Origin of the sequence: Mycobacterium sp. TY814, from assembly GCF_030755175.1 — a bacterium.
Lineage (GTDB): Bacteria > Actinomycetota > Actinomycetes > Mycobacteriales > Mycobacteriaceae > Mycobacterium.
Window position 1 is genome coordinate 284923 of the sequence record NZ_JAUFRY010000003.1, and the last position, 13361, is coordinate 298283.

Annotated in this window: 15 protein-coding genes and 1 pseudogene; 8 read left to right on the forward strand and 8 right to left on the reverse strand. The window is 66.4% G+C overall.

Annotated elements, in window-relative coordinates:
* Positions 1-81 precede the first annotated feature (81 nt).
* On the forward strand, positions 82-1203 hold the full coding sequence (locus tag QXH22_RS22555; RefSeq protein WP_306277061.1) for a PPE family protein: 1122 nt from the start codon (positions 82-84) through the stop codon (positions 1201-1203).
* Complete coding sequence (locus QXH22_RS22560) at positions 1203-1802, forward strand: TetR/AcrR family transcriptional regulator (protein ID WP_306277062.1); 600 nt, start codon at positions 1203-1205, stop codon at positions 1800-1802. The genes QXH22_RS22555 and QXH22_RS22560 overlap by 1 nt, the downstream gene beginning before the upstream one ends.
* Positions 1803-1804: 2 nt before the next feature.
* Here QXH22_RS22560 and QXH22_RS22565 read toward each other — a convergent pair whose 3' ends face one another.
* Entirely contained in the window at positions 1805-2278 is a 474-nt protein-coding gene (locus QXH22_RS22565; RefSeq protein ID WP_306245617.1) for a VOC family protein, read from the reverse strand.
* A 101-nt stretch (positions 2279-2379) separates the two neighbouring features.
* Here QXH22_RS22565 and QXH22_RS22570 point away from each other — a divergent pair, with 101 nt between their 5' ends.
* The 3 genes from QXH22_RS22570 (at position 2380) to QXH22_RS22580 (ending at position 5063) form a co-directional block, all read left to right on the forward strand.
* A complete protein-coding gene (locus tag QXH22_RS22570) occupies positions 2380-3252 on the forward strand; it encodes an SDR family NAD(P)-dependent oxidoreductase (RefSeq protein ID WP_306277364.1) in 873 nt (290 codons plus the stop codon).
* 123 nt (positions 3253-3375) lie between these two features.
* Entirely contained in the window at positions 3376-4443 is a 1068-nt protein-coding gene (locus QXH22_RS22575; protein ID WP_306245619.1) for a dihydrodipicolinate reductase, read from the forward strand.
* Positions 4440-5063 (forward strand): TetR/AcrR family transcriptional regulator, encoded by a 624-nt coding sequence (locus tag QXH22_RS22580; RefSeq protein WP_306277063.1) that lies wholly within the window; start codon positions 4440-4442, stop codon positions 5061-5063. The genes QXH22_RS22575 and QXH22_RS22580 overlap by 4 nt, the downstream gene beginning before the upstream one ends.
* Before the next feature lie 5 nt (positions 5064-5068).
* Here QXH22_RS22580 and QXH22_RS22585 read toward each other — a convergent pair whose 3' ends face one another.
* Positions 5069-6277 (reverse strand): IS110 family transposase, encoded by a 1209-nt coding sequence (locus QXH22_RS22585; protein WP_371934179.1) that lies wholly within the window; start codon positions 6275-6277, stop codon positions 5069-5071.
* A 234-nt stretch (positions 6278-6511) separates the two neighbouring features.
* On the opposite strand from QXH22_RS22585, the gene QXH22_RS22590 reads away from it, so the two are divergent.
* Complete coding sequence (locus QXH22_RS22590) at positions 6512-7369, forward strand: alpha/beta fold hydrolase (RefSeq protein ID WP_306245623.1); 858 nt, start codon at positions 6512-6514, stop codon at positions 7367-7369.
* A gap of 124 nt (positions 7370-7493) precedes the next feature.
* On the opposite strand, the gene gnd is transcribed toward QXH22_RS22590, so the two are convergent.
* The gene (gene gnd / locus QXH22_RS22595; RefSeq protein WP_306245625.1) at positions 7494-8516 is read right to left on the reverse strand and encodes a phosphogluconate dehydrogenase (NAD(+)-dependent, decarboxylating); all 1023 of its coding nucleotides are present in this window, start codon (positions 8514-8516) and stop codon (positions 7494-7496) included.
* Between the two features lie 136 nt (positions 8517-8652).
* Here gnd and QXH22_RS22600 point away from each other — a divergent pair, with 136 nt between their 5' ends.
* Positions 8653-9480, forward strand: coding sequence for an adenylate/guanylate cyclase domain-containing protein (locus QXH22_RS22600; protein ID WP_306245627.1), 828 nt, complete (start codon positions 8653-8655; stop codon positions 9478-9480).
* Here QXH22_RS22600 and QXH22_RS22605 read toward each other — a convergent pair.
* Positions 9429-9638, reverse strand: a complete 210-nt coding sequence (locus QXH22_RS22605) for a hypothetical protein (RefSeq protein WP_306245629.1) — start codon at positions 9636-9638, stop codon at positions 9429-9431. The genes QXH22_RS22600 and QXH22_RS22605 overlap by 52 nt on opposite strands.
* A gap of 32 nt (positions 9639-9670) precedes the next feature.
* Between QXH22_RS22605 and QXH22_RS22610 the strand changes: the two genes are divergently transcribed.
* A complete protein-coding gene (locus QXH22_RS22610; RefSeq protein ID WP_306245631.1) occupies positions 9671-10366 on the forward strand; it encodes a guanylate cyclase in 696 nt (231 codons plus the stop codon).
* A gap of 2 nt (positions 10367-10368) precedes the next feature.
* On the opposite strand, the gene QXH22_RS22615 is transcribed toward QXH22_RS22610, so the two are convergent.
* The 4 genes and pseudogenes from QXH22_RS22615 to QXH22_RS22630 all read right to left on the reverse strand — a co-directional run bounded on the left by QXH22_RS22615 (position 10369) and on the right by QXH22_RS22630 (position 13225).
* Positions 10369-10890 carry an OsmC family protein gene (locus tag QXH22_RS22615; protein ID WP_306245633.1) on the reverse strand — a complete coding sequence of 174 codons (522 nt, stop codon included), beginning with the start codon at positions 10888-10890 and terminating at the stop codon, positions 10369-10371.
* Between the two features lie 326 nt (positions 10891-11216).
* Positions 11217-11758: pseudogene (locus QXH22_RS22620) on the reverse strand (hypothetical protein); the annotation flags it as partial.
* Between the two features lie 280 nt (positions 11759-12038).
* Positions 12039-12872 (reverse strand): alpha/beta fold hydrolase, encoded by an 834-nt coding sequence (locus tag QXH22_RS22625; protein WP_306277064.1) that lies wholly within the window; start codon positions 12870-12872, stop codon positions 12039-12041.
* Positions 12872-13225: a VOC family protein gene (locus tag QXH22_RS22630; protein WP_306245635.1), complete on the reverse strand. Its 354-nt coding sequence runs from the start codon at positions 13223-13225 to the stop codon at positions 12872-12874. Before QXH22_RS22630 ends, QXH22_RS22625 begins: the two co-directional genes overlap by 1 nt.
* Between the last annotated feature and the right edge of the window lie 136 nt (positions 13226-13361).

Here is a 13361-nt window from a genome sequence, read left to right on the forward strand (position 1 = left end):
GGTGTAGCCGCTCGGCCGACAGACTGCAGCCCCTCGTCACGGGAGCCTTAGTGCAAGGGCGCAGAGGGAGGAGCAGCAACGATGATGTTCGCCGCCTTACCACCGGAGATCAACTCCGTTCGTATGTACACCGGGCCGGGTCCCGGCTCGATGCTCGCCGCCGCGGCGGCCTGGGAGCAGCTGGCCGCCGAGCTCGAATCGACCGCAGCCTCATTCGACGCGGTGATCACCGACTTGATCGCTGGCCCGTGGCTGGGCGCCGCCGCGACGACCATGGCCGCCGCCGCGGTGCCGTACCTCGGATGGCTCACCGCCACCGCCGGGCAGGCCGCTCACACCGCCGGCCAGGCCAAGGCGGCCGTCGCGGCCTACGAGGCGGCCTACGCGATGACCGTCCCACCGGCGCTGGTCGCCGCCAACCGCGCTCAGCTCGCGGCGCTGACCGCCACGAATTTCATCGGCCAGAACACCCCGGCCATCGCCGCCACCGAAGCCCAGTACGGCGAGATGTGGGCGCAGGACTCCACAGCGATGTACATCTACGCCGCCGCCTCGACGGCCGCCGGCAGGCTCGCACCCTTGACCGCACCGCCGCGGCCGGCCAATCCGGCCGCTCCGGCTGCGCAGACGGTCGCGCAGGCCGGCGCGACCTCGGTGACGGCCGAGATCATGAACGCGTTGTCGCAGCTGATCGAGGCTATCCCCACCGTGCTGGGCGGCATCGGGTGGAGCGGGCTGCCCGATTGGGTGAGCGACCTGCAGACGGTGATGAGTATTTTCGGCACACCGTTTTTCGCCACGACCTCCCTGGCGGGCCTGGGGATGTCGATGATGTCCACCCTGAAGGGCCTGGCCCCCGCGGCAGCCGCCATCGGCGGCCAGATCGCCTCGTCGGTGGCGCCGGCCCTCACCGCGAGTTCGGCATCCCTGCCCGGTGCGGTGTCGGCCGGCCTGGGCAAGGCGGCCGGCGTCGGGGCGCTGTCCGTACCGCGCGCCTGGACGCCGGCGGCACCGGTGCTCTCCGGGGCCACCGCGCTGCAGGGCAGCCCCGCCGGTGCCACGGTCCGTGCCCTGGACAGCGTCCGCCCGGAAGGCCTGCTGGGCGGGTTGCCGCTGACACAGATCCCCGGCCGGACGATGACGACATCCGAATCCCGGGTCGAACTCCCCACCCTGCGAATCCTCCCGGAGGCGGTTGGCTGATGGCAGACATGACTTCGTCAGCACGGGCCCGCCGCTGGGCCAAGACCGACGAGACCCAGCGCCGGATACTTGACGCGGCGACCCAGGTATTCGCCAACAAGGGCTTCACCGCCGCGACGATCGCCGAAGTGGTTTCCGGCTCGGGAGCCAGCATCGGCAGCATCTACCACCATTTCGGCGGCAAGAGCGAACTGTTCATGGCGATCTTCGAGCAGATGGCCGATACCGTCGACCGACGTATCCGGGCCGCATTGAACGGACCCGGCTCAGCCACCCAGGACCGGCGCCGCCTTTTTCAGCTGCACGTGCGGGCCTACCTGGCCGGGATGTGGGAAAACCGCCACGCGGCCCGGGTGCTGTCGTCTGGAGATACTCCCCCGGGCTTCGAGGTAACCCGTCGCAAGCGCCTGGCATCGGTCCTGCACAACTGGATGGAAGCGCTCGACATGGACACCTCACCGCGTCAGCAGCTGATGGTCCGCGTCCTGATCGCGACGGTCGCCGAGTCGACGCTGATGGTCATCGGCTGCGACGACCCGACCGAGGTGCCGCCGATCATCGACGCCACGATCGAATGGATCGACCAGATCACCGAGTGAGCTCACACGGCCGCGGCGGCCTGCTCCAGCTCGGCGACGACGATCTTTCGCATCCCGTGCATGGCCTTGGTGGCCGCGGTGGCGCGGGCCGGGTCGGGATCGGACACCAACTCATAGAGCCGGTCCGGAATGATCTGCCAGCTCAGCCCGAAACGGTCCTTGAGCCAGCCACATTGCGATTCCTCGCCGCCGTCGGTCAGCCGCTGCCAGTAGTAGTCGACCTCGTCCTGGTCCTTGCAGTGGACGGTGAAGGACACCGCCTCGCTGAAGGTGAACGCCGGCCCCCCGTTGATGCCGATGAACCGGATCCCGTCCAGGACGAAGGTGCCGCTCAGCGCCGTCCCCGGTTCGTAGGGTCCGGCGTCGGTGCAGCGGTTGATCTGCTCGACCTTCGAGTTGGGGAACACCGAGGTGTAGAACTCGGCCGCCTCCTCGAGGTTGTTGTCGAACCACAGTGAGGGCGTGATCGCCGGCATGAACGTCTCCTAGCTGTCGGGGTCTGTGCAGGGATAGACCACCCGCGGACGGTGAACTCACCGCACTTGCCCAGAAAGATTACGGATGTAATTATCTGGTGGTGGGGTTGCTGGACGGCAAAGTCGCCGTCGTCACCGGGACCAGTCGTGGCGTGGGCGTGGGCATCGCACATGAGTTGCTGCGGGCAGGGGCCACCGTCGTCGGGTGCTCCCGATCGCCACTGGACCAGTTGCCCGGCCTCAGCGGCCCCGACGCGGAGCCGGATTGGGCCCGGCGCTGCGCCCAAATGGTCTGCGATCAAGGCGATTACCGCGCCATCGACGCTTTCGTCAGCCAAGTCGTGGACCACTACGGCCGCATCGACATCCTGGTCAACAACGCCGGGGGCACGGTACCCGCCCCGCACGTCGAAGACATTCCCGAACTGGTGCAGCGTCTGCAGGGCGCGCCGCGCAGCACCGACGATTTCGAACGCACCGCGTTGTTCCACGCCTTCGCGGTTCAGATGAACCTGATCAGCCCGTTGTGGTTCGCCATCCGCGTCTACCGGCAGATGAAGACACAGGACGGCACGGGGTGCATCGTCAACATCTCCAGCGGCGCCGGGCACCCAGCTGGCGCGCCCACGCTGGTGTCCTACGGCGAGGCCAAGTCCGGGCTCAACCATCTGACACGTTCGCTGGCTCAGGAATGGGGCCCGAAGGTGCGGGTCAACTGTGTGGCGCTGGGACCGACCATCACCGAGAACTTCCGCGCCTTCGTGCTGCCCAAGGACGACCCGACCGGCACCGAATATTTCGCGAAGGTCCCGATGAAGCGCGGCGGTGAGCCCGCTGAAGTGGGTCGCACCGTTGTCTTCTTAGCCTCGGGCACAGTCGATTTCATCAACGGCACCACCATCGAGATCGACGGCGGCATGCTGCCGGGAGTGCTCTATGACGCGGGCCTGAAGACGATCACCGACCTGATGTGAGGAGCATCCCGTGACATATGACCGTGCCGATTTCGACGCGTTCCGGGAGGACTGGCAGCCCGGTCACTACCGGTCCTGGTCCGAGATGAGCGCACCGCTGTGGCCGGTTCCCCAGGTGCTGTCATGACTCGCGTCATCCAGTACTCGACCGGAAACGTCGGCCGGCACGCCCTGCGCATGCTCATCGAGCGGCCCGACTTCGAACTGGTGGGTGTGCACGCCCGCAGCCCGGACAAGGTGGGACGCGACGCCGCCGAACTGTGCGGGCTGACAACGCCATCAGGCGTCACGGCCACCGACGACATCGATGACCTGCTGGCACTGAACGCCGACTGCGTGGTCTACACCTCGCAGGCCGAGACCCGGCCCAAAGAGGCCATCAAGGAGATCAGCCGCTTCCTGCGCGCCGGCACCAACGTGGTCGGCTCGTCGTTCGTGTGGATGGTGGCCCCCGAGCAGGCCGGCGACTGGCTGCGCGATCCGCTGCAACAGGCCTGCGCAGACGGCGACGCGACGCTCTACATCAACGGCGTCGACCCGGGCTATTCCGGTGACACGCTGGCCTACACGGCGTTGAGTCTGACCGAACGCGCCACCAGTGTCACGGTGCAGGAGATCTGCGACTACGCCAGCTACGACGATGCCGAATTCACTGGTGTCAGTTTCGGTTTCGGCACCGACCCGGATCACACGCCGGTCATGTTCCTGCCCGGCGTGCTGACGTCGATGTGGGGTGTGCAGGTGCGCAGCCTGGCGCAAGACCTGGGAGTCGAACTCGACGAGGTACGGGAGCGGTGCGAAAAATGGGTGACGCCCGTACCGATCGACTGCACGATGATGCATGTCGATCCGGGACAGGTCGCCGCGGTGCGGTTCGGCGTCGAAGGCCTGCGCGGCGGCGAGGTCGTCATCACCATGGAGCACGTCAACCGCCTGGGCCCGGACACCGCACCGGACTGGGCCTATCCCCCCGACGGCCGCGCCGGCGTGCACAGGGTGATGGTGACCGGCAGTCCGGGTGTGGAGATCAACACCCACCTGGGCGGCGAGATCGACCACAACGAGGGCGGCGTGATCGCCACCGCCGCGCGCGTGGTCAACCTGATCCATGCGGTGTGTGCCGCTCCCAGCGGCATTTTGGCCGCCCACGATCTGCGGCCACTCGACCACCTCCGCGGCGTGATGCGTTGACAGCCCCGCGCCGACCCGCCAGCGGTGGACAGGCCCGCGCCGAACGCAGCCGCCAGGCCGTCATCGACGAAGCCGTCCGTTACATCCTCAAGGAGGGCTTCGCCCCGCCCAGCGTGCGCCAGATCACCGAACGCGCCGGATTGACCTGGGGCGTCGTGCAATACCACTTCGGCGATCTCAACGGGATTCTGATGGCGGTGCTGGACAAGGGTTTTGCCGACCTTTTGGAGACTCTCGACCAGCTGCCCGCTCAGGCCGCGCAGGTCTCGCCACAGGACCGCCCGGCTTTCGTCGTCGACGCGGTGTGGCGGGCGTTCTCAAGCCCGACCTCGATGGCGGCGCTGGAGATCCTGATCGCCACCCGCAGTGCGCGTACCGACAAGGCCAACGCCCACCTCGCCGCCATGACAGCCCGGATGACCGAGATCGGCGAACATCTGGGCAGCGGGATCGCCCCGGCCCAGGCGACCCGGCTGGGCAATCTGATCTGGGCCACCATCCGCGGGCTGGTGGCCGTGCAGCTGACGTGGCCCAGGCCGTTGGACAGCACCCGGGATCGAGCGATGCTCGCCGAAGTCATCACCGCGTACCTGGCCTCAACCCAAGGAGATTCTCAATGAAGTTGTCAAGCCGCCGCAGCGCTAGGTGCGGTGGGTTGATATGGCTTGTGGTCGCGCAGCATTGCCCACAGGACGTTGAGGCGTCGTCGGGCAAGGGCAAGCACGGCTTGGGTGTGGCGTTTTCCCTCGGCGCGTTTGCGGTTGTAGTAAGTCCGCGATGCCGGGTCGGTGCGGATGGCGATGTGGGCAGCCAGGTAGCAGGCCCGCAGCAGACGTCGGTTGTAGCGGCGGGGGCGTTTGAGGTTGCCGCTGATGCGTCCGGAGTCGCGCGGGACTGGGGCCAGCCCCGCGACGCCGGCCAGGCGGTCGGGGTTAGCAAAAGCGCTCATGTCCCCGCCGGTGGCGGCCAGGAACTCGGCACCAAGGGTGACGCCGAAGCCGGGCAAACTCAGGATGATTTCGGCGTGGCGGTGGCGGCGAAATCGCTCCTCGATCATCGCTTCGGTGTCGCCGATTTCGGTGTCGAGGGCCATCACCTCCTCGGCCAGCCGGGCCACCAAGGCCGCGGCCACTTGCTGTCCGGGTACGACGGTGCGTTGGGCGTTAGCCGCCTCCATAGCGGCAGCGGCAATGGCATCGGCGTTGCGGGCCTTGCGCTTACGCAGCCAGAGCGCGAGCCGGGCGGCACCGGCGCGACGCAGCCCGTCGGGTGTTTGATACCCAGTGAGCAGGGTCAGCGCGGCCTTGCTGGCGCTGTAGTCGAAGGCACGCTCGAGGGCAGGGAAATATTCGAGCAGCTGGGCGCGCAACCGGTTGAGCGCCCGGGTGCGATCGGCCACCAAATCGGTGCGCCTGGCCGTGAGGATCCGCAAGTCCACAGCGATGTCGTCCCCGGCTCGCAGCGGTTGCAGGTCGCGGCGCATCCGCGCCTGATCGGCGATCACGGCGGCGTCTTTAGCGTCGGTTTTCCCTTCCCCGCGGTAACCGCCCGAGGCATGGTGCACGGTGCGCCCCGGAATATAGAGCAGCCGTTGCTCGGCGGCGATCAGCAAGGTGATCAGCAATGCCGCCCCACCGGCATTCAAATCGATCGCCCAGGTCAGCTCACCACCATCAGCCAGCGTCTGGACCGCGCCGATCAGATCCAGCAGCGCGGATTCGTCATTGGCCACCCGCCGCGACAGCAGCCGCTTCCCGTCGGCATCGATGACCACGCAATAGTGGTCCGATTTCCCACCATCAACCCCAGCCCACAACGGTTGTGCCACAACCACCTCCCTGCTCGCTATCGGTCCGACCAACCCAGCAGACGACCACGCCGTCACGTCCTTACACAGCGATCAAATCGCATCTCTCAATTAGCGGTCGAGTCGTCGCGGGACAACAGGCGGCCAATCTCCTTCGGCCATCAACGATGGCGACCACATGAAAGCCATACCCGCTGCCCCTGGGCGATTCGAAGCCTACGGCCGACGGCAACGAACACCCTGCAAGAAAGGTAAGGATTCATGACCATGACAGGCAGCCCCGAGACAGTGGAATTCGCCGGGGTGGACGGGATCACGCTGGTCGCCGACGAATGGAACCGCGGTGCCGCTGATGGTCGGCCCACCATCTTGATGCTGCACGGCGGCGGCCAGAACCGGTTCTCCTGGAAGAACACCGGGCAGGTGCTGGCCGACGACGGCTACCACGTCATCGCCCTCGACACCCGCGGCCACGGCGACAGCGACCGCGCACCGGACGCCGACTACGACGTGGAGACGCTGACCGCCGACGTCATGCACGTACTGGAGGCGATCGGGCGACCGGTGGTGATCATCGGCGCCAGCATGGGCGGACTGACCGGGATCCTGGTCGCCGACCGGGCCGGGGCGCAGCGGGTGACGAAGCTGGTGCTCGTCGACGTGGTGCCCCGGTTCGAGAAGAACGGCAGCGCCCGCATCCGCGAGTTCATGATGACCAACATCGACGGCTTCGAGTCGCTGGAGGACGCCGCCGAGGCGGTCGCCGCCTACCTGCCGCACCGCACCAAGCCGCGCAGCCCCGAGGGCCTGAAGAAGAACCTGCGGCAACGCGACGGACGCTGGTACTGGCACTGGGATCCCGCGTTCATGACCAAGCCCGGCGACGATCCCGAGTTGCGCACCGAGGGTTTCGAGGAAGCCGCCGCCAACCTGGCCATCCCGGTGCTGTTGATCCGCGGAAAGCTGTCCGACGTCGTCAGCCTGGAAGGCGTTGAGCATTTCCTGTCCCAGGTACCGCGTGCGGAGTTCGTCGAGCTGTCCAACGCGGGGCACACCGCCGCGGGTGACGACAACGACGCGTTCAGCGACGCGGTGGTGGCCTTCGTCGAACGGGCCTAGGCCCGGAGCGCCGGCCCCGTCCCCCTCACCCGCCACCTCACGTTCGCGCCGACTGTGAACCTCACGACGCGACACGCCGGTTGCAGCGTCGCGTATTTCACGCTCGGCGGCGGAGAAGAGGGACTCAGTTGGCCGGTTTCTCCGCATGGCCGCCGAACTGCTTGCGCATGGCCGACAGCGCTTTATTGGCGAAGTCGTCGAGGTCGCGCGACGCGAAACGGGACTGCAGAGCGGTGGTCAGCACCGGCGACGGCACCCCCTCGTCGATGGCCGCGATGGCCGTCCAGCGGCCTTCGCCCGAATCGGAGACCCGACCGGAGAACTCGGCGAGGTCGGCCGAATCGTGCAGCGCGATCGCGGTGAGATCCAGCAGCCACGAACCGATCACGCTGCCGCGGCGCCACACCTCGGCGATATCCGGGATGTCGAAATCGTATTGGTAGCACTCGGGATTGGACAGCGGAGCGGTCTCGGCGTCACCCTCCTGGATGCGAGTGCCGATGTCGGCGTTGCGCAGGATGTTCAGGCCTTCGGCAAGCGAGGCCATCATCCCGTACTCAATTCCGTTGTGCACCATCTTGACGAAGTGCCCCGCCCCCGCCTGGCCGCAATAGAGATAACCCTTCTCCGGCTGGGCCACCTCACCGTCACGACCCGGCGTGCGCGGCGCGGCGTCCACGCCGGGCGCGACGGTGGCGAAGATGGGTTCGGCGTGCTCGAAGGCATCCGGATCGCCACCGATCATCAGGCAGTAGCCGCGCTCCCGCCCCCACACGCCGCCGCTGGTACCGCAGTCGAGTAACCGAATATTGTTCTTCGCCAACGACTTTGCGTGCTTCATATCGTCGCGGTAGTAGGAGTTGCCACCGTCTATGACGATGTCGCCGGCCTCCAGCGTATCGGCCAGTTCCTCGATCACCCCGGTCGTGATCGTGCCTGCGGGCACCATCACCCAGACCACCCGTGGCGCGGTGAGCTTGTCGCGCAACTCCGCGAGCGAGGAAACCCCGGTGATGCCGTCCTCACCCGCCATCGCCTCGACGGCCTCGGCGCTGTGGTCGTAGACCACACATTCGTGCCCACCGGTGACCACACGGCGCACGATATTGGCACCCATCCGACCGAGACCGATCATCCCGAGTTGCATCTTGTTGCGTCTCCTTCAAGTCCTTGATGGTCCGGTTACTTGAGGTGGTGCTTCCCCGCGATGGGCGAACTCAACCCTAAACACTGCGTTATTGGCCGGACAAGGCTGCTGAACTGCGGCCTGTCAGGATGGGGGTATGGGTGATGCGCTGCATGTGGCGGTCTACGTGCTGGCCGGCATCGCGGTGATCGAGGCGGGGGGCCTGATCGCGCTGTGGCAACTACTCGAGCGCAGCCGACGGGAAGTCGAGGAACTGCAGCAGCGCGCCGACGTCCGCAACCGGCTGTGGACCGGTGGCCGCGAGGCCGTCAAAACGGTCTGGAACACCGCGAACCTGATGCGCAAGGAGGGATTCGGCGCCGCCGTGCGCAGCTCGATCGAAGACCTGGCCGACTGGGCCGAGGTGGAACGGCCCGACCTGGCCAGGGTCACTCCGGACGGCAGGGTGGTGATTCTGTTCTCCGACATCGAGGAGTCCACCGCGCTCAACGAGAAGATCGGCGACCGCGCCTGGGTGAAACTCATCGGCGCCCACGACAAACTGATGCACCAGCTCGTGCAGCGCCAGTCCGGCCATGTCGTCAAGAGCCAGGGCGACGGATTCATGGTCGCCTTCGCGCGCGCCGAGCAGGCGGTGCGTTGCAGCATGGATCTGCAGAAGGCGCTGCGTAAGGAAGCAAAACGTAAGCGGCATCCGGAAATTCGCGTCCGCATCGGCATTCACATGGGCCGATCGGTGCGTCGTGGCGATGACCTGTTCGGCCGCAACGTCGCCATGGCCGCCCGCGTGGCCGGCCAGGCCGTCGGCGGTCAGATTCTGGTGAGTGAGCCCGTGCGGGATGCCGTCCGTGACTGCGAGGGCATGAGTTTCGACGACGGACGCGAGGTGGAACTGAAGGGATTCTCCGGCAGTTACCGCTTGTACGCGGTGGAAGCCGAACCCGACGCCGAGCGGGAGCCGTAACCCTCCGCGTCGGAATCGGCCAGCCGCTGGTGCAACCGCGCCCGGATCTCGTCGGGCGTGTAGGCACGCCGTTTCCGTTGGTCGCGCACCACCAGCGCACCACCGGCGACGACGCCCGCCACTCCGGCCAGTCCGATCCACTTCCAAACGTTGCGCATCGGCACAGGCTATCCCCCTCTAGAGTGCTTGCGTGAACTCCAGCACGCTCACCCTGGATCAAGCGCTCGAAGAAACCCGGACCGGCGACCTGTGGCTGTTTCGCGGCGGTTCGGGACCCGACCGCGCGATCCAGACACTGACGAACGCACCGGTGAATCACGTCGGTATGACGGTGGCCATCGACGACCTGCCGCCGTTGATCTGGCATGCCGAGCTGGGCGACAAGCTCGTGGACATGTGGACGGGCACCAACCACCGCGGTGTCCAGCTCAACGACGCCCGGGATGTCTTTCTGCAGTGGACCGGGCGCTACCAACAGCGCTGCTGGCTACGGCAGCTGGCGCCGCACGCCAACCACAAGCAGGAGAACGAACTGCTGCGGGTGATTGCGCGGATGGACGGCACCGCCTTCCCGACCACCGCCAAGCTGACTGGCCGTTGGCTGCGCGGCCGGTTACCCACCATCAACGACTGGTTTCGCGGAATACCGTTGGTAGAGAACAAGGTTCGAGAGCACACCGAGCGCCGCAGGACGGAGCGGCGCAAAATGGGCCTGGCGACGGCGTATTGCGCGGAGACGGTGGCCATCACCTACGAGGAGATGGGGCTGCTGCGCACGGACAAGGACACCAACTGGTTCGACCCCGGAAAGTTCTGGAGTGGTGACACGCTGCCGTTGGCGCCGGGCTATGAACTGGGCAAGGAGATCGCGGTAATCGCCCCCTGAGCTCAGCCGATTTCGACTCGGGTCACCACCGGAGTCGGGTTGCGGGTCAGATCCAGCACCGGACAGTGCGCGTCCACCGCGTCCTGCAGCTCGCGGTAGCGCTCGGCGGTGTCCGGTCCGCTCACCCGTACCACCACCCGGACTTCCTGGAAACCGGCCCGAACAGTCTCGGCGGCGTCCCCCAAGCCGAAGAAGCCACGCACGTCGAGGTCGCCTTCGGCGCGGGCGGTGATCGAGTCCACCGCGATGCCCAGCTTTTCCGCCCAGAACCGCCACGTCACGATCTGGCAGGACAGCAGCGAGGCGAGGTAGTACTCCACCGGGTTGGGCGCTTTGGCTTCCCCGCCCAGCGGCGGCGGCTCGTCCACCTCGACGTGATACCGGCCGAGCGTGACGGTGCTGGCGACAGCGTCGTGGGCGACAGCCGTCGCCTCGAAGACGGCGCGCGCCTTGGTGGAGTCCGCACCGACCGCATTCGCGGTGGCCTCGATGATGTCGCCCAGATGGGTAACCGAAGTCGTCACAGCAGCAGTCCTTCCCGTCGCCGCAAAGCTACCGTGCCGCGGCGCGGCGATCGACGGTCCGGCTCGCCCTGAACCGAACATCTAATTGCGACGCATACTTCCGGCCGGAAAGTGGTATTCAGATCGAATAATTCCCGACCCGGGAGTTTGCTGAATTGAATGACGCAAGCCACACCCGTCGCGCATTGTGATCTGATCCACAAATGCGCGCGCCGGATGTGGCTGCGGTTTTTCAGTAAATGTGTGATCTGGGTCGCAGGACCGATTTACGAATCTGCCATTGCCGGATCGGCGGGCGGAGCGGGCTCGGGAGCCTGCTCGGGCGCCGGCGGCGCGGCGTCAGGCGCCGGGGGAAGCATTTCCGGTGCCGGGTCGGGAGCGACGGCATCGACCAGTTGCACCGGCGCGTCCGGAGCCGGCAGACCCTCAGGAAGGTCGAGGTCCTCGACCGACAGGAACATGTGGTGAGTGAATTGTGGCTGGTAGGCACCGCCGCCACCGATCCGGACACCACCGCCCTCACCACTGGAGACGGGAGTTCCGTCGGGCAGGGTCACGGCGGTGTGGCCGCCGTTCCAACCGATCACCACTGCGTTGGGAGCGGTGCCGTGCTGGAAGCCGCGGGCCGCCAGCGCAGCCTCCTCATTGCCAGTATTGAACCGGCTTCCGAAAACCGGTCGATCGGCTGCCGCATTTGCGACCCACGACGCGAGCCCTGAACAGTCGGTCCCGGCAGGAGAATCGCCACCCGGAATGTACGGGGTGCCGGAGACCTGATTAACGAGTGCCAACAGCGTTGCTAGAGCAATCATGGCCAGAAACCTACCGACCATATGCATAGGAAATCAAAATTTGTGGCACTAATCACGCGAATTCGAATAAGCCCATTGACCTGCATATACCGCGTCTATGTCACACGATAATCTAGAAAGTGGAACAGAAGTGATTACTGTGAATGAAGCTATTCAATGGCAAATTACGCTACCAACGACTCTGACCCGCTGAGCAGCTACGATGATCTGGTTGACAATGGCACAGCAATCTCCACATTCCACATTCAATGCATAGGAACGTCCGATAATCACTGCCACCCCGGTTACATTCCGGTCTCAGACGTGGCCCAGGCCACAAATTCGAGCCGCCGGGCGCTACGGGTGCCGGGCCCACCAATCGAGCAGGAGCTCGGCGACCGCGTCGGGCCGCTGGTCCGGCATCCAGTGGGACGCACCGGCGAGCACCTCGAACCGGTAGTGCCCGGTGACGTAGCGGCCAGATCGGCGAGCGGCAGCTTCCAGGATGTACTTGTCGCGATCGCTCCAGACGAACATGGTCGGAACAGTCACCCGGCCGGTCCGGCCGGACAGCGGCGCGGCCCGATACCAGTTCAGGGCGGCCGTGTAGGCCCCAGGTTCCGTCATGGCCCGCACGTCGCGTTCGGCGAGCTCAGCACGCTGGCCACCGGCCTGCAACATGCGTGACAACCTCGCGCCTTTGCCATTCTTTCCCAGGTAGAACCGCTCGGGCAGGCGCGGCAGCAAGAACGCGTAGGCGTACCAGGACGCTAGGCCCTGGCGGCCGGTGACCATCGCCGTCTGCAGCGCGGTCGGGTGAGGCCCGGACAGGGCGCACAGTGTGCGGACCCGATCCGGAAGTTCCGCCGCGACGGCCCATGCCACCAGCGCACCCCAGTCATGGCCGACCAGGTGAACGTCCTTGGCGCCGCTGGCATCGATCAGGGCGCCGACGTCGTCTACGAGTTCCGGCATCCGGTAGTCCCGACGGCGCGTTGGGCGCGCCCGCGGGGAGTAGCCACGCTGGTTCGGGGCCAGGCAGCGGTAACCACGCACGTGGAGCCGCGGAATGAGCTCGTCCCATGCGGCATTCGTCTGCGGGTGGCCGTGCAGTAACACGACCACCGGCCCCTCGGCGGGACCGCGGTCAACCACGTCGAAAACGAGGTCTCCGCGCCGAAACTCCTCCATCAGTCGCGATGGGAGACGATGTTGAGGACGTTGCCGTCGGGCGCCCGAACAAAGAACCGGCGCACGCCCCACGGTTCGGTCGTCAGCGGATGAACGATGTCGTAGCCCCGTTGCCGGGCCTCCTCGTAGGCACCCTCGACGTCGTCGGTGTGAATCGAAGCGACCGAATCCTCTGCGGCGGTTGCGTCCCCGGTCACCAACTGCACGTTCGCTCCGGAGTCGGGGTCGGTGTAGCGGGCGACCCAACCCATGTTGAACTCCTCGTCGCTGAGCCCGAGATAGTCCGTGTAAAAGCTCTTCGTCGCCTCGATGTCAGCGACCCGAAGATTGGGCGTGATGCGCTTTGACCGCATGCATTCTCTCCTCCCGACCGGGCGGCTCTCGGTGGGCCGCCGGGAGGGTCGTCATGCGAGCCACCAATGTCGCTGCGCGCGTTGGCATATCGCGTCCGAACCCATTCCTCGCATCGTTCCCCCGATGAAACCTGTG